Raw genomic sequence first — 16,058 nt, 5'->3', positions numbered from 1 at the left:
GGGAGAGTCCTGACTTAACGTTATTCTGCGAGCAGTACCGCGACCTCAGTCGGGATATTTTGCGGATGGGTAATGCGGACTTGTTTATGGCGGCCCAGCTCGCCCTTTTCGATGCTTATCTGACTTTTGGCGACTTTAAACTGTTTTGAGAGAAATTTCACCAGATGTGTGTTGGCCTGTCCGTCTACCGGCGGGGCGGTGATGGCGACTTTCAGCTCGTCGCCATGCAAACCCACCAGGCTGTCACGGCTGGCTTTGGGCTGGATAACCAGCCGCAAAACCAGTACGTCAGATTGCCAGAACGCCGGGCTTAAAGCTGGAACCACAGCGCACCCAACAGATCCATTCCGAGATAATTCAGCATATAAAGGATCAGGATCACCACCATTGCCGAGAAATCGATGCCGCCCATCGCAGGAAGAATACGACGGATGGGTGCCATCAGCGGCTCAGTCAGCTGCATCAGCAGATAATCCATTGGTCCGCGGCCCTGGCTCACCCAGCTCATCAATGAGCGGATAATGACCAGCCAGAACACCAGATAACCCGCGGCTTTGACCAGCCCTATCAGGCCAATCAGCAGACTGCTCAGACCAAAGAAGATAGCGCCGCTTTGGATTAGCAACAGCAGCGGGAATTTGATGGTGCAAAGAATGAAAGCCAGCAGCAGGCTTGCGCTGTCAATCGGGCCCAGCGGCGGAATAATCCGGCGAAGTGGTCCGATAATCGGCTGAGTAATCTTCACCACGAACTGTGAAAACGGGTTATAAAAATCTGTACGTGCCCATTGCATCCAGATGCGCAGCAGCAGAACCATCACGTAGAGATCAATCAGTGTTTTGACCAGAAAAGTCAGCGTTAACATAATTCTCCTATGCCCTTCATCCTTCGCGTGTCGTCTTGACGCAACACGGATGATTTTGGGCAGTATTATTTTTTATTCGTTCTTATCAGAACAGTTTTTCCATTTCCTGCGCGCGGGTAATGGCGGCCTGCATGGCCTCGGAAACGATCTCCGGTAATTGTCGGTCGGTAAACACTTTCAGAGCCTCAAAGGTAGTGCCGCCTTTGGACGTCACATTCTCACGAAGTTGTGACAATGGCGTGTCCGGGCTTGCCGCAACCAGTGCGCTGGCACCGCTGGCGGCTTGTTCAACCAGCATCCGCGCGGTTTCTGCACTGAAACCCAGGCGCTGCGCTTCAGCCTGCATTGCTTCCATAAACAGGAAGAAATACGCCGGTGCGCTGCCTGCGGCGGCAATCACGTGGTTGATACCTTCTTCGGTATCAACCCAGCAGATTTTGCCCACGGCAGTCATCAGTTCGCCGCTGTAATCACGATCTGCCTGCGAAACCTGATCAGGTGCATACAAGCCACTCATGCCCTGACCGACCAGCGAAGGCGTGTTAGGCATGATGCGCACGATGTTGAGATTATCGCCCAGCAACTCGCAGAAGCGCGCCACGCTGACGCCTGCGGCAATCGACAGTACCAGCTTATCGCTAAAATCCACGTCTTTTTGCAGTGCTTTACATACATCCGCCATCATCTGCGGTTTTACAGACAATACAACGACATCTGCCGCTTGCGCACAGGCGTTGTTATCACTGCTGCTGTGTACGCCGTATTTTGCGGCCAGCGCATCGCGATGGGTGGTGGAAGGGGCACAAACGCTGATCATATTGGCCGGATAACCACTTTCAACCAGGCCTGAAATGATGGCGCCTGCCATGTTACCGGCACCGATAAAACATATTTTGCGATGTTGCATTCATGCTCCTTGCTTTTAATGGGGGCTGAATTGAGCCAATCAATAGTAAAGCAGTATACCGGCAGAGAACGGTTACTGTTTTGCGCTGTAATCACGGGCACCGAAAATAGCGGTACCGATACGAACCATGGTGCTTCCGGCGGCAATCGCAGCGGGCATATCATCGGTCATGCCCATTGATAAAGTATCGGCCTGCGGACAAATGCTCTTTAAAGCTTTCAGGGCTTCACGCATCTGACCGAAGACTTCAAGCTGGCGCGCATAGTCGGTTTCTGCGGCCGGAATGGCCATCAGACCGCGCAGCGTCAGATTAGACATCGCCATAATCTGCATCGCCAGTTCGTTAACTTCACCCACAGCAATGCCAGATTTACTGGCTTCGTCACTGATATTCACCTGAATCAGCACCTGTAGTGGCGCTAAACCCGCCGGACGTTGCTCGTTCAGGCGCTGGGCGATTTTCAGGCGGTCAATGGTATGACACCAGTCGAAGTTCTCCGCGACCAGACGGCTTTTATTCGACTGCAACGGCCCGATGAAATGCCAGATCAGCGCAGGCTGATGTCCGGCAAAGTGGGCAATTTTATCCACGCCTTCCTGCACGTAGTTTTCGCCAAATGCTAACTGCCCGGCGGCAATCGCTTCTTCGACAGCGCTCGCAGGTTTAGTTTTACTCACTGCAAGCAAGGTAATTTCTTCCGGAGGCCTGCCGCAAAGGTGTGCAGCGGCTGCGATTTTCTCACGGACATTCTGTAAGTTCTGCTCAATAGCGTTTTGCTGACTAATGCTCATAGGGACTCAGGAGGATTTCAACATGGATATTGATGGATTAGTGGGGCGTAGTGTAAAGCAAAATGCCTCCGATCTGCACCTTTGTACCGGCAATCGGCCTGTGCTGCGTATCGGAGGGGAATTATGCCGCTGTGAGGACGAGCCTCTGATCGACGCATCGCAGATGCAAAGGCTCGTCAGCCAGTGGCTGAATGTCGCAGAACAGACGAATTTGCAGCTGGCCGGGCAATTCGATAAAGCGCTGACGCTGGCGGAAGGCGTACGGATGCGCCTTAACGTGTTTCAGCAACTGCATGGTTTGTCGGCGGCGCTGAGGCCGGTTCCCGCCCGCTGTCCTGAACTGGCAACGCTGCTGGCACCGGATATCTTGCAGAAAATTATTACACTTGAAGATGGTCTGATCCTGGTTACCGGAGCAACGGGGAGCGGGAAGTCCACCACGCTGGCGGCAATGATTGATTACCTCAACCGCCATACGACGCGGCACATTATTACACTGGAAGATCCGATTGAGCTTATTCACATCAGCAGACATTGCCTTATCCAGCAGCGCGAACTGGGGCTGCATACCCGTTCATTCAGTGAAGCGGTACGCGGCGCTTTGCGTGAGGATCCTGACGTGTTACTGCTGGGAGAATTGCGCGACACCGATAGCATCAGGCTGGCGCTGACGGCGGCAGAAACCGGGCATCTGGTACTGGCGACGCTGCATACGCGCAATGCCACGCAGGCTATCGACCGGCTGATTGATGTCTTTCCGGCAGAAGAAAAAGCCTTTGTGCGGGCTCAGCTGGCGGGCAGTCTCAGGGCTGTCGTCGCGCAGAAACTGGTGACGCAAAAACCGAAAGAAGGGCAGGGAAAGGATGATGAAAAAGCGGTAAGAGTGGCGCTGTTCGAAGTGCTGACGTCAACACCGGCGGTGTGCAATATGATCCGCGAAGGAAAAACGCATCAGCTGGCGGATATCCTGCAAACCGGCGCACAGGCCGGAATGCAGACGTTTGCCCAAAGCCGCCAGCAGCGGGAAAGCGCAGGATTACTGGCGGCAGATCAGGACTGACTCCACTGCTTTTCAAACCAGCTTTCCAGAATGATCACCGCAGAGGCGGCATCCACGCTGCCTTTGTCCAGCGCGCGGAAGCCGCCGCGATCGAACAAATCAGCGCGGGCTTCAACGGTGCTCAGACGTTCGTCGTGCAGTTCAACCTGAACGCCGAAACGGCCATGCAGACGGTTGGCAAATTTGCGCGCACGGGCGGTCAGCGGTTGCTCTGTGCCGTCCATGTTCAGCGGCAGACCTACAACCACCAGATCCGGCAGCCATTCTTTCAACAGCTTTTCGATTTTTTGCCAGTCCGGCGTCCCGTCCTGTGCTTTAAACGATGTCAGCGGACGGGCGGTGCCGGTGACTTCCTGACCGATGGCCAGACCGATGCTTTTGGTACCGAAATCGAAAGCAAAAACCGTGCGGTTAGCCATTATGCGTGCCCTGCATGGGTGGCAAGCTGGCCGACGTCAACGCCGATCATTTTCGCGGCTTCACGCCAGCGGTCAGCAATCGGGGTGCGGAATAAAATGTCATTGCTGGCTTCAATGGTCAGCCAGGAATTTTCCAGCAGCTCTTTTTCCAGCTGGCCCTGTTCCCATGCGGCGTACCCGAGCGCTACCAGCACATCTTTCGGCTGGTCGGGGGTGCCCAGCGTTTCCAGCACGTCTTTAGACGTAGTGATCATGGTGCTGTCCGAAATACGGATACTGGAGCCAAACCCTTCGCGCGGCGTGTGCAGAATAAAACCACGGTCGTCTGCCAGCGGACCACCGGAAAACACCGGGCGGTCGAGGCGGATGTTCGGGTCGCGAGGCTCGGGTGTGATGTCCAGTTTGTCGAGGACGTTTTCAACGGTGAAATCTTCGACCAGTTTGTTAATCACCAGACCCATAGCGCCGTCTTCATTGTGTTCGCAGATATAGACGACCGAACGTTTGAACTGGGGTTCATCCAGGCCAGGCATCGCAATTAGAAAGTGATGTTGTAGATTCATGGTAAGCAGGATGTTTAACCTCAGAAAATTGAAATGCAGCTAAGAGGGCAGTGTAGTACGTCATCCGCAGCAAAAAAAGTGGGTTATCCAGCATTGCTGAACAACCCATCAGATTATGCGGTCAGGCAGTTTATCGGGCAGCCAGACGCTTTTCGATAGCGTCCATCAGCATACCAGTGACGGAAATCGGGAATGCCGCTTCGATTTCACGCGCACAGGTCGGGCTGGTGACGTTAATTTCAGTCAGGCGGTCGCCGATAATATCCAGACCGACAAAAATCAGGCCTTTCTGCTTCAGGATTGGCGCGACAGTGCGGGCTATCGCCCAGTCACTTTCGCTCAGCGGACGGGCTTCGCCACGGCCACCGGCGGCCAGATTACCACGGGTTTCGCCCTGCGCCGGAATACGCGCCAGGCAGTAAGGCACCGGCTCGCCGTCGACCACCAGAACGCGTTTGTCACCGTCTTTGATGGCGGGCAGATAATTTTGTGCCATACAGAAACGACTGCCGTGTTCGGTCAGCGTTTCAATCACCACAGAAACGTTCGCGTCTTCTGGTTTCAGACGGAAGATTGAAGCGCCACCCATGCCGTCGAGCGGCTTGAGGATCACGTCAGTGTGTTCTTTATGGAACGCTTTCAGCTGCGCCGCATTGCGGGTTACCAGCGTATCCGGCGTCAGTTCCGGGAACCACGCGGTGAACAGCTTTTCGTTACAGTCACGCAGGCTCTGCGGTTTGTTAACGATCAGCGTGCCTTTTTCTTCCGCGCGTTCAAGGATATAGGTGGCGTAAATGAATTCAGTATCGAACGGAGGATCCTTACGCATCAGGATGACATCCAGTTCCTGCAGGGCGATATCCTGCTCAGTGCCGAACTCATACCAGCCGTCGTAATCCTGCTTCACGCTGAGTTTTTTGGTGGTCGCACGGCCTTCGCCGCCGCGCAGATACAGGGAATTCATTTCCATGTAGTGCAGCTCATAGCCACGACTCTGCGCTTCCAGCAACATAGCGAAACTGGTGTCTTTTTTGATGTTGATGGAAGAAATCGGGTCCATCACGATGCCAAGCTTGATCATTTGGTCTCCTCTTAACCCAGATCGCCGAAACGAACCTGTAAGGCCGTTATCGCGGTGAGTGCTGTGGTTTCTGTACGCAGAACACGGGGTCCCAGCAGGATATCAGTAAATCCGTAGCCGGAGGTCATTGCAATTTCGTCAGCGGATAAACCGCCTTCCGGGCCGATCAGTAAGCGGACGTGGCTCACCGGTAGCGGCAGGGTGTTAATACTGTGGCTGGCGCGCGGATGCAGGTTCAGCTTCAGGCTGTCATCCTGTTCGGCACACCAGGCTTCGAGCTGCATCACCGGGCGAATTTCAGGGATGCGGTTACGTCCGCATTGTTCGCAGGCTGCGATGGCAATTTTCTGCCATTGCTGCAATTTTTTCTCCAGGCGTTCGCCGTCAAGTTTGACGCCGCAGCGCTCAGAGAACAGCGGAGTAATGGTATTTACGCCAAGCTCGATAGATTTCTGGATGGTGAATTCCATCTTCTCGCCGCGTGAAATCACCTGGCCGAGATGCAGATCCAGCGGGGATTCGTTGTCTGACAGCACGCCTTCGCTCAGGCTGACACGCACACTTTTCTTATCAACCTGCGTGATGCTGGCGTCGAAAACCTGATTGCTGCCATCAAATAACTGGATCGCCTGACCGGGCTGCATCCGCAGAACGCGTCCGACATGGTTTGCGGCATCTTCGCTCAGCGCAATTTCGCTGTGAGCGGTCAGGGTTTCCGGATGATAAATGCGGGGTATGCGCATGTGTGGCTGCTGTCCTTAAAGTCTTTTCTGGAGGGCTATTTTGGCGTGATTAGCCCGCGTTGTCGCGAGCTAATGTGCTCTGATGACGTGATAATACTAAGTTAGCTTTTTCGTTGTGCGCAAGCTTGCTGAACGTAAGGGTTATGATTGCCCTGTACGCTGGCGATGCGATTATCGCGCTCACATTCCCATGAAGTGACCGGATACTGGCGATCCCAGGCGGTAAAGAGCTGGGTCTGCTGACGGGACAGATTCAGTTTGTACTGATCGCGCATGTAGAAATAGGTACGTGCGATGGCACCGCGGGCACGGGCTGGCGGCTCAGCGGCCTTGGCCTTGAAGTCGACTTTCATTTCGCAGCGGCCATACTGACCTTCACCACCATTCCATTGACTGTACATAAAATTATTACGGTCGCCATTCACTTCGCCGATCGCGGGTTGCAGGTTGTGCAGGTCGGTTTCAACCTGACGATAATCCGCGTTTTTCGCACAATTTTTGCGTCCGCCATCCTGCCAGCACTGCATCTGATGCCCAAACTGCCACGCAGGAACCACATGTTCCCACTCAATCCGGCTGGCGCGTTGTTCACTTTTACGAACCTGATAGCCGCAGGATTGCAGATCCGGCGTGCCTTTTTTCCCCTGCCAGCTGATGTTACAGCCGCAATAGAAGGTCGGCGCACCCTGATTAATTTTTACCGCTGCGGCTTTGGCCTGAGAGAAATTATTGATGGCATGACCAGACTGGCTCAAGGCGCTCAGCGGTGCCAGCGCACCGATAAACAGAAAAGATAAGAACGTTTTACGAAACATGTTTCTGAAAGACCTGAGACTAAAAGGCCGGAAGGGTAACGGATACCACGGGCTGTGACAATGAGACTTTGCCGTGATTACTGATTGAAAAATCAGCAGTTAGTGGTGCCTTTGGCATTAAACCGTAACAGCTCGCCACAATGCCGGCAGCGGTATTCTGACTCTTTGCGCATCACTTTATTATGACGACGCACGGTCAGCTGATGGTCACGGCAGGCGCATAAATACGGATAGGTTTTGCTTTGCACGGAGGCGACTTCGAACTGGTGCGTTCTGCTGGCTGAAACGCCCAGAACATGTTCCATCATCCAGCGCCACTCTTTGCCGTGCGGCGCAGGTGCCCGGCCAAAACGACGATATACCAGCAGGTGCGCCAGTTCGTGCGGTACCACTTCATCGATAAAAGGCTGCTGGTTTTCCATCAGCAATACCGGATTGAGCCGGATTTGCCAGTGTTGCAGATACGCGCTGCCCGCGCTGGTGCCACGTTGCTGATAAGTGATTTCCGGCTCCGTGTAATCGGTGCCAAAAAACTGATTTGCCATCCGGAGTTTTTCCCGCAGACAGCGCATAACGGCTTGTTGCAGGGCGATGGGGAGACGTGAGGTTTTCATCTGGCGAAGGATAAATCTGGCAGGGGAGAGATGCAATATGGAATTCCTCCCCTTTGCAGGGGAGGAAAAGCTGGCTGATTTATAGCCGACTTATTTATTGCGGACTTATGGCGAACTTACTTACCGATGTCGCGCAGGGCTTCGCCTTTCATCAGGTTGCGTTCGATGTGTTCCAGAGAGACGTTTTTAGTCTCAGGGATCAGCGCAATGGTGATGAAGATGAAGACCACGTTCAGCGCAGCGTACACCCAGAAGGTGTTGGCGTTACCGAGGCTGTCGAGCATGGTCAGGAAGGTTGCACCGACGATCATGTTGGCGATCCAGTTAGTCGCGGTGGACACAGTGATACCAAAATCACGGCCTTTCAGCGGCTGAATTTCAGAACACAATACCCAGATCAGCGGACCGGCACTCATTGCAAAACCGACGATGAACATCAGCAACATGGCGATGGAGAAGTATTTTGCCGCATCGGATTCAACACCGATATGCAGCATGGTACCCAGCACGCCCATACCGACGGCCATGACCAGAAAGCCCAGTTTCAGCGTTGGTTTACGGCCCCAGCGGTCAACCAGACCGATAGCAATGAAGGTCGCCAGAACGTTGACCAGACCGACAATAACCGTGCCCCACATCTGCTGTGACGTGCTGGCGAAACCGGCGATGCCGAAGATTTTTGGTGCGTAGTACATGATGACGTTCATACCGGTGAACTGCTGCATAACCTGCAACAGAATGCCGAGGTAAACCGCACGACGGAAGTTTTTGTTGTTAACAAACAGTCCCCAGCCGCTTTGTTTTACTTTCAGGCTTTCACGGATTTCATCCAGTTCGCGTTTGGCCTGCTCGCTGGAATCACGCAGTTTTTCCAGTACGCGGCGTGCTTTACCGTCATCGCCACGTGCGGCCAGCCAGCGCGGGCTGTCCGGCAGGAAGAAGACACCAATCAGCAGCAGCAACGCAGGAATGGTGATGATACCCAGCATCCAGCGCCATGCGCCGGTATAGCTGAACGCGGTATCAGACAGATACGCCGCCAGGATACCGATGGTGATCATCAGCTGATACATGGAAATCATGCTGCCGCGGATTTTTTCCGGTGCGATTTCTGACAGGTAAATGGGTGCGGTGTAAGACGCGATACCGACTGCCAGACCCAGCAGAACACGGGCAACAATCAGGATTTCTGCATTGGGTGCAAAGGCGGAACACAGGGAGCCGATAACGAACAGAACCGCGCCAATCATCAGGCTGTATTTACGTCCCAGGCGGAAGTTCAGCCAGCCGCTGCCGACAGCACCGACGGCAGCACCAAACATCATGGAACTGACAACCCACTCCTGTTGGTGGTTTGTGATCTGGAAGTCATGGCTGATAAAGGGCAGGGCACCAGCGATGACGCCGATATCTAAGCCGAACAGCAGTCCGGCAAGTGCAGCGAGAAAACAGACAAAGAAAGTGACGCTTTTATTCGAGCGTTTTCCTTTGGTCGAAGTTGAGTTGTTCATCCGGTCTCCAAAATAATGCAATCGTTTTGAGTTTGTAATAATGCTTAGGCTGTTATGTTATTTACCCTGCGCACAGCTTAACGTGAACCCGCTCACAGTGTTGTAATCGTTTACACTTATAGGTGTGATTGGGTGTCTTGTTTTTGAAGGGTTTCAAACGGATAGCGTAACAGGAAGGGGATGTGCCTGATATTAATAGCCCACAAATTGATTTATATCAATCAATACTGTGTGTGAGAGTCTTACATATGCAAATAACTAATTAATTTATAACAAGTTATGTTCTGTAAGCGTTTTCATTATGGCAATTACTTAAATGGAAAATTCTCCACTTCCTGCTTTTGAGTGTAATCGTTGAAATAATCGATTCGAATTTTTTCAGACGATGCTGAAGCAGAAAATGTTAAGGCCGGAGGGTATGGCTTGCCCGGATAGACGTTTTTCTTCAGCGCTTTCCACTGGCAGCGGGCGTCTTTTTTATCGCTGTCACACAGGCCGATACGATTCACTAACAGATGAATGTTTCCCGTATTGGTGATTTGCTGACGAGAGGTGTCCCAACCCAGTCTGGCGACCGGTTTTGCAGGGGGCACCATCACAACCACGCCCCAGACAATGGTCAGGCTCAGAGCGCTGGTGAAATTTTTATCGCTTGCTGTATTTTTAAATTCTTCCGGTGTCATCGACTGAAAATGGACACGATAGATTTTTTCTTCATTGCTTTCCCCCAGACCGACGATCCTCACCTGCTGACTGTTACCGGCAGGCAATCCAAATTTCAGCGGTGAAACCACCAGGCTATTTTGCGCGCCTTGCGGTGCCGGCGTTTCGTTTTCTTCTGCGGTGCCGGGATTGTGAACTTCGGTGATTTTTCCCTGAATATATTGCGTCGTTTCGCTTTTAGAACTGATGACCACCGTCGTTGCATGTTGCTCATTGAGCGTCACTTTCATCGGTGAAACGGTGATATTGGCGAAACACAAGGCAGGCATCGCCAGCATCAGGGGCGGGAATATTTTCAGACCGGAGACCAGCCATTGTGTCTGTGACCTGCGCATAAAAATCCTTACGTTGAAGACGTTGATGAGGTGCAATCCGTTGTCCTGAGAATCGTCTAAAGTTGCGGTGTAAAGTTCACGATCAAGTGTCCGGTATAATGCCCGGCTTGTTTGCTGTTGATATCAATGGTTTTGGTGCTGAGTTCCAGCGGGGCCGGAATACATAAAACCGCCTGCGGGATCCCGGGCAGATGCATTGGCCGGATGTGTGCAGTCTGAATATCCGGTATCACCAGATCATTACCGCGTATCACGCTAATGTATTTACCGTCGGGTGCCTGCATTCGCACATAATAATCAATCCTGCCTGAGTCCTGATTTACATCACCCTGGTCAGAATAAATGGAAAAATAGGCGTTATTGCGTTCCTTCGTACCCTGCTGAAGATCGTCAAATTTCAGGGTGAAACTGGTACTGTTCGAGCCATAACCGTCGTACAAACACATATCTATCGTTGCCGCGCCATTCATTTGTGTCTGATTACCACCGGTGCCGGGTAGCGGGCGCATGTTGAGATCAACGTGCGCTGCGGCTTCGCCAAATTCTGGTAAGTAGATTTGCTGGTTATTATTGTCGGTGACGTTGAGGGTAATATGGGCGTTCCAGTCTGCGAGTTTGACTGCAGGATCCCACTGCGTCAGCACCACTTTAAATTCCGCTTGCCAGATCCCACCTGTTGGAAATTTAGCTAATTCTGCGGCAGCAATTTTAAAATTCGCCGTTGTTTCATAGGTTGGCCCGCCGCTACAGCCTGAATCACTTTTGAATGTGCCCCATGCATCCACTTCGTGAGAACCACTGATATTGATTATCTGAGTAAGGTGACTGCGTTTTTCACGAAATAGGAGAGGAATCGACTCGGTATAGTAACTGCACCAGGAAGGCTTGGTCTTACACTGCCCATTTTCAGGGTCTGAACTGGAAAGGCAAACCCATGAATTTCTTACCCATAATCCCGGATTATCTGTATCGTAGCCGCCACTCTCATTCTTCCAGATATCAATTTGTGAAGGAGGGCTGGATTTATCAAATGTGGCAGTCACGGGCGTGTCACGCCCGGTCGGTTCCACTCTTTCAGCTTTAACTGACGTGGCTGTCAGGGCGCTTAATATAGTTAACAGGCTAGCGAGAAAGTACGTTTCTTTTCTATCCATTTAGAGAGCGCCCTAAAGCTGTGAGGTAAAGTTCACAATCAGGTGTCCGGTATAATGTCCGGCTTGTTTGCTGTTGATATCCATAGTTTTAGTGCTTAATTGCAGCGGCGCCGGGACACACAATACCGCCTGTGGGATCCCTGGCAGATGTACCTGCCGGACTTTGGCGGTCTGAATATCTGACACAACCAGATCATCACCGCGTATCACACTGACGTATTTGCCGTCAGGGCCCTGCATTTTCACGTAATAATCAATGCGCCCGGAATCCTGATTAATGTCACCGTGATCAGAATAAATTGAGAAGTATCCGTTATTGCGCTGAATTGTTCCCTGCTGTTGATCGTCAAATTTCAGGATGAAACTGGAGCTGTTCGAGCCATAACCATCGTATAAACACATATCTATAGTAGCAGCCCCATTCATTTGTGTCTGATTACCGCCAGTGCCTGGCAGCGGACGCATGTTAAGATCCACTCGCGGTGCGGCTTCGCCAAATTCAGGTAAATAGATTTGCTGGTTATTCGGGTCGTTGACGTCAACAGTAATATTTGAATCCCAGTGATAGACCTCGGTTCCGCCGCTGTTATGCAGGAGGATTTTGAGTTGGGCGGTCCATATTCCTCCCGTTGGTAACATATTGAGCTGAGCTGCCGGGATCTTAAGTGTCAGGTTAACGCCGTCCGTTAAGTCACTGCCACAGGAGTTTTGTGCACTTTGGTTCATCGGTTTAGGGTCGCCATACGTAGCGCAACCTCCGTTATACCAGTAGGCTTCGCGGGTACCTTGCAACTCGAGAGTCTGGGTCGCTCCACTGCGTTTTTCAGTGAATTTCAGATAGACCGGCAGGTTGGCCGCGTATCCACCTTTGCCGGTTGGGCATTTTCCATTTTCGTCGACGGTACTGGATGTACAGGCCCAGTAGTTAAGCCCCCATCGTCCGGAGTTTGTTGAATCATAGCCTCCGCTTTCTCTTGACCAAATATTGACGGTCGATGCAGCGCCTTTGGTGATGCTCATATTGACATCAATGCTGTGATCAATAGGGGCGACGGTCTCTGCAAGGGCATCTGGCAGCACCAGTAACTGAGCGCTGAACAAAAAAAATAAAGAGGTCAGGAGACGAGTTATGTTCATTTTACTTTCCGAATATTTTCAGGTAAATCAGCAGGCTGCACCGGTTTACACAATGTTTTTCCGACATAGCGCACCACATCGCGGCTGGATTGTACGGTGACCGCACACTGGTAATTTTGCTCACCGTTTTTGACATACAGCGTTTTCGCTAATGAGGTCATTTCTGCAGTAAAGCCGCCATCTTCCGAACTGCTGAAGGCATTGGCATTGAGCATAGTGCCGGTATTCAATGGTTCACCTGTCGCCGTCACCAACTGCCCTACGTAGGTGTAATGCGATTCCATCGTCACTTCACGCAGTTTCATTTTCCCCGGCAGGAGGAATAAATTCTGACTCCCTGCGCCCTGAGTAATGCTGGCCTGGCTGCCGGTGCTGACATCACGGCTTTCATTGACCGAGACTTTGCCTTCTTCAAAACCGGTAACCGGGAACAGTGCTTTGCTGTTCTGTTTCATGTGGGCCGCACCGCCGCCCTGAACGGAAACGTCGATCAGCGCGTCATCCGCTGCATCCGGATCTTCTTCTTCGCTGCCTTTGACTTTTACTGCCACGGCTGCGCCCGGTGAACCTGTACCGCCCGGCCCCCAGAAGAAACCGGATTTGGAGACGGCAACGGAAGAGCTGTAGCTGCCAGTTACCGCACCCTGATGCGTTTTTTGCTCATTGTCATAGCTGTCGGAAACGGTGAGTTCGCCATTGCCATACTGGCCATTGAGACGGCCGTGAACCGACGCGTTAGCGTTATCAGTATCCGTGCCACCCACATCAATACCCAGTTCACGATCGTTATTGCTGCCCCAGTCCCAGTTCTGGCTGGCGTTGTACGTCATCTGTGCATCGCCATTCTGGCTGCCCTGATAATCCGTACTGAAGGAGGTATTGCTGCTGCGAAGCTGCGCATCTTTTGGCGTATTGCGTGACAGGGAGAAGCCCGCGTAAACACCTTTGTCGTTATCGCTGTCGCTGCTGCTCTGACGACGGTAACCGCCGAATCGCGTGGTCATGGTCATTTGCTTCCAGTTGAAGCTTTTGTTCATGCTCAGCTGAACGGTGTTCGAGGTACTCTGCGATTCGGTGTTATTGATCATGTTGTCTTCAAAAGGCTTTGAAGGATCGTATGACGAGGAGTCCGGCGAGAGGCTGGTATTTTTATTGTATGTGTAGCCGAGCGAGGCGGACCAGCCTTTGACCGGCACAGAAAGTGTGGCGTTAACGGATTCGTAGCAGCCAATATCAGCGTAATCATTTTCCCCGACATCAGCACTGGTGCAGCTTTTACCGTAGGCGGCATTGCGATAGACGCTCATGGAAAAGCCGTCGTTGTAACTGATTTGCTCCACGTTACCTTTCGAACCGTCGGTGCCGCTGAAAACGTTGGCCTGCATATCCAGTACGCCGTCGATCAGTTTGCCGGTAAAACCGTGCGTCCATTGCAGACCCGCTTCACCGTAATTTTCATTATCAGTATTCGCGACGCCCGCGGTGGCCATCAGTTCGGCAAATACCGGCAGGCGCGCCCCGGCCTGCATCACGGGTTTGCGTGACGTGCTGTCATTTTCTTCGTCATCAGTAGTGCTGACGACTTTATTATCTGCTGTTTCACCGGCCTGTATAAACCATTGCATATGCCCGTCATTGATCCCACCGGTTTTGGTAAACGGCTGAGTTTCAGTACGCACGAGCTGGTTATTCTCATAAATTCGCAGGGTGACGGCATAACTGCCGCTCGGGAAGTTGCCGGTATCCAGCGTATTTGAACCATTATTAAGATAAAACGTACCGAGCAACTGATTGCCACGATAAGCATCCACGCGGGATTTAGTGGAAAGCAGTACCACCAGCGGGGAACCCTTGCTGGCCTCATCAAGATTCAGGTAGCTCAGGGAACTCCCGGCACGCACACCATCGATCGCATTGAGCGGCAACAGCGAGAAACTGATATTGCCGCCGAGATTGCTTGAGAGATCGCGTGAATCCATGCGTCCGGCCTGCACATAATGGCGTTTGCCTAAACTCTGGCGGAAATAGAGGTCATCGACGGATACCGTCTGGCTGTCGCTGTCGTCACTTTTGTAGGAATCGAGTGACCAGTCAAAACCGACATAGCCATTCGTCAGGACGCCGAGTGCACCTGAGCCCTGTAATGACAGGCTCTGGTATTCATCCTGCGCCGCGATGTTCAGGGTTTGCTGATGAATTAACGCATTTTCAGTTTGTGCGGTCGGAGTGTAATAAAGCGTTTTTCCGCCGGATTCCGGTACCAGTTTTTTACTGACGAAAACGTCGGCTGCGCTGTTATTCTCATCATAAATCAGGGCCAGAGAATCAGTTTCCAGATAGCCGCATCCTTTGGCATTGGCATTACTGCCACACGCCAGGTTGCCGTGTCGTGGAAGAGGGGCGGATAAGGTCGCCAGCATCTGCTGATATTCCGGGGTACCGGCTTTCAGTGGCAGACTTAAGGCTTTAAGCACCGACTGCGGGTCTTTGAACTGGACGGTTTCCAGCGTGACGTTAGCTTCAAATAATCCGGCCGACTGGCCGAGCAGGTTGACGTTCAGCCAGACGTTCTGACCTGAGACCAGTTCTTCAAAGCCGGGGGGGACGTCGGAGTCTGCTAAAGCAAGATTGCTGAATAAAGCAAAATGAATTGCCAGAAAGCAAAGGGACACTTTCAAATTGGGTTTCATTATTTTTCCTTTATTCAAAAATCTGAGAGGGGGAAAAGAATCGGCCTGATTTACAGGCCGATGAGGAGTGACTTAGGTGGGGCGAACGCTTATGGCGTTTCAGTTGCCTGAGTCAGTACAACGCTGACAACGCCGCTGTAGTTACCGGAAGCAACGGGTACCTGAGTAGCCTGGCTGATCATCAGTGGCTGGATGATGGAACCATTTACAGTGTCACCTGTAGGGAACAAATGAGTTGCGGCCATCGTTTGTGGTGCCTGAGTCAGAACCAGGTCACCGTATTTTACGGTCAATGCGATACTTGAATTCACGCCGACGGTATCCATTAATTGCGGAGCACCCGCAAGGCTGATATTCACGTCTTTTTCCGCATCATTGGAATAGATTTTGGTGGATTGTGTAACGGGTTCCAGACCCACACCAGGCATATAACCCATTTCCATAGTTGATGGTAATACATCACCCGTGTCAGTGGTCATATCCAGAGTGGCATCCACGTTTGCAGTCACAGTAATATCTTTCTGTACAGCATAAGCGTTAATAGCCATGCCCATGATTACTGTAGCCATCAATGGTTTAATAAATGATTTCATTTTACTTCCTTAATAGAGAGGTGCATATCAATATGCAGGGTTTATAACAAGGGTTA

At 52.0% G+C, this 16,058-nt stretch carries 17 protein-coding genes; 1 reads left to right on the top strand and 16 read right to left on the bottom strand.

The window, feature by feature from the left end; genetic code table 11:
• Positions 1-20: 20 nt before the first annotated feature.
• The 4 genes from yggU to ACJY2G_RS06390 form a co-directional block, all read right to left on the bottom strand.
• Positions 21-326: a DUF167 family protein YggU gene (yggU, locus tag ACJY2G_RS06405; RefSeq protein ID WP_426785049.1), complete on the bottom strand. Its 306-nt coding sequence runs from the start codon at positions 324-326 to the stop codon at positions 21-23.
• The gene (locus ACJY2G_RS06400) at positions 311-865 is read right to left on the bottom strand and encodes a YggT family protein (protein ID WP_013576832.1); all 555 of its coding nucleotides are present in this window, start codon (positions 863-865) and stop codon (positions 311-313) included. The genes yggU and ACJY2G_RS06400 overlap by 16 nt, the downstream gene beginning before the upstream one ends.
• A gap of 85 nt (positions 866-950) precedes the next feature.
• Positions 951-1,772 carry a pyrroline-5-carboxylate reductase gene (gene proC / locus ACJY2G_RS06395; protein WP_430318834.1) on the bottom strand — a complete coding sequence of 274 codons (822 nt, stop codon included), beginning with the start codon at positions 1,770-1,772 and terminating at the stop codon, positions 951-953.
• Positions 1,773-1,844: 72 nt separating this feature from the next.
• Positions 1,845-2,564, bottom strand: a complete 720-nt coding sequence (locus tag ACJY2G_RS06390) for a YggS family pyridoxal phosphate-dependent enzyme (protein ID WP_430318835.1) — start codon at positions 2,562-2,564, stop codon at positions 1,845-1,847.
• 22 nt (positions 2,565-2,586) lie between these two features.
• Between ACJY2G_RS06390 and ACJY2G_RS06385 the strand changes: the two genes are divergently transcribed.
• Positions 2,587-3,624 carry a type IV pilus twitching motility protein PilT gene (locus ACJY2G_RS06385; protein WP_430318836.1) on the top strand — a complete coding sequence of 346 codons (1,038 nt, stop codon included), beginning with the start codon at positions 2,587-2,589 and terminating at the stop codon, positions 3,622-3,624.
• On the opposite strand, the gene ruvX is transcribed toward ACJY2G_RS06385, so the two are convergent.
• From ruvX to ACJY2G_RS06325, 12 genes are all read right to left on the bottom strand, one after another.
• Positions 3,615-4,043, bottom strand: a complete 429-nt coding sequence (gene ruvX, locus ACJY2G_RS06380) for a Holliday junction resolvase RuvX (RefSeq protein ID WP_013576828.1) — start codon at positions 4,041-4,043, stop codon at positions 3,615-3,617. The two genes, ACJY2G_RS06385 and ruvX, sit on opposite strands and share 10 nt — an antisense overlap.
• On the bottom strand, positions 4,043-4,606 hold the full coding sequence (locus tag ACJY2G_RS06375; RefSeq protein ID WP_112289008.1) for a YqgE/AlgH family protein: 564 nt from the start codon (positions 4,604-4,606) through the stop codon (positions 4,043-4,045). The genes ruvX and ACJY2G_RS06375 overlap by 1 nt, the downstream gene beginning before the upstream one ends.
• 130 nt (positions 4,607-4,736) lie before the next feature.
• Positions 4,737-5,687 (bottom strand): glutathione synthase, encoded by a 951-nt coding sequence (gene gshB, locus ACJY2G_RS06370; RefSeq protein ID WP_112289007.1) that lies wholly within the window; start codon positions 5,685-5,687, stop codon positions 4,737-4,739.
• 11 nt (positions 5,688-5,698) lie between these two features.
• The gene (gene rsmE, locus ACJY2G_RS06365; RefSeq protein ID WP_120161007.1) at positions 5,699-6,430 is read right to left on the bottom strand and encodes a 16S rRNA (uracil(1498)-N(3))-methyltransferase; all 732 of its coding nucleotides are present in this window, start codon (positions 6,428-6,430) and stop codon (positions 5,699-5,701) included.
• Between the two features lie 101 nt (positions 6,431-6,531).
• Positions 6,532-7,245: a deoxyribonuclease I gene (gene endA, locus ACJY2G_RS06360; RefSeq protein WP_120161005.1), complete on the bottom strand. Its 714-nt coding sequence runs from the start codon at positions 7,243-7,245 to the stop codon at positions 6,532-6,534.
• Positions 7,246-7,337: 92 nt separating this feature from the next.
• A complete protein-coding gene (locus ACJY2G_RS06355) occupies positions 7,338-7,859 on the bottom strand; it encodes a SprT family zinc-dependent metalloprotease (RefSeq protein WP_430319100.1) in 522 nt (173 codons plus the stop codon).
• Between the two features lie 116 nt (positions 7,860-7,975).
• Positions 7,976-9,370 (bottom strand): sugar porter family MFS transporter, encoded by a 1,395-nt coding sequence (locus tag ACJY2G_RS06350; protein WP_095924804.1) that lies wholly within the window; start codon positions 9,368-9,370, stop codon positions 7,976-7,978.
• Between the two features lie 308 nt (positions 9,371-9,678).
• Entirely contained in the window at positions 9,679-10,428 is a 750-nt protein-coding gene (locus ACJY2G_RS06345; protein ID WP_113878354.1) for a fimbria/pilus periplasmic chaperone, read from the bottom strand.
• A 56-nt stretch (positions 10,429-10,484) separates the two neighbouring features.
• The gene (locus tag ACJY2G_RS06340; protein ID WP_430318837.1) at positions 10,485-11,582 is read right to left on the bottom strand and encodes a CfaE/CblD family pilus tip adhesin; all 1,098 of its coding nucleotides are present in this window, start codon (positions 11,580-11,582) and stop codon (positions 10,485-10,487) included.
• 12 nt (positions 11,583-11,594) lie between these two features.
• The gene (locus ACJY2G_RS06335; RefSeq protein ID WP_430318838.1) at positions 11,595-12,719 is read right to left on the bottom strand and encodes a CfaE/CblD family pilus tip adhesin; all 1,125 of its coding nucleotides are present in this window, start codon (positions 12,717-12,719) and stop codon (positions 11,595-11,597) included.
• On the bottom strand, positions 12,716-15,409 hold the full coding sequence (locus tag ACJY2G_RS06330) for a TcfC E-set like domain-containing protein (protein WP_430318839.1): 2,694 nt from the start codon (positions 15,407-15,409) through the stop codon (positions 12,716-12,718). The genes ACJY2G_RS06335 and ACJY2G_RS06330 overlap by 4 nt, the downstream gene beginning before the upstream one ends.
• An 89-nt stretch (positions 15,410-15,498) precedes the next feature.
• A complete protein-coding gene (locus ACJY2G_RS06325; protein ID WP_430318840.1) occupies positions 15,499-16,002 on the bottom strand; it encodes a CS1 type fimbrial major subunit in 504 nt (167 codons plus the stop codon).
• Between the last annotated feature and the right edge of the window lie 56 nt (positions 16,003-16,058).

It is taken from the genome of Rahnella sp. ATs2, assembly GCF_051851855.1.
Classification (GTDB): domain Bacteria; phylum Pseudomonadota; class Gammaproteobacteria; order Enterobacterales; family Enterobacteriaceae; genus Rahnella; species Rahnella variigena.
Note: the sequence above shows the minus strand (reverse complement) of the source record. Positions and strands in the feature narration are given on the sequence as shown.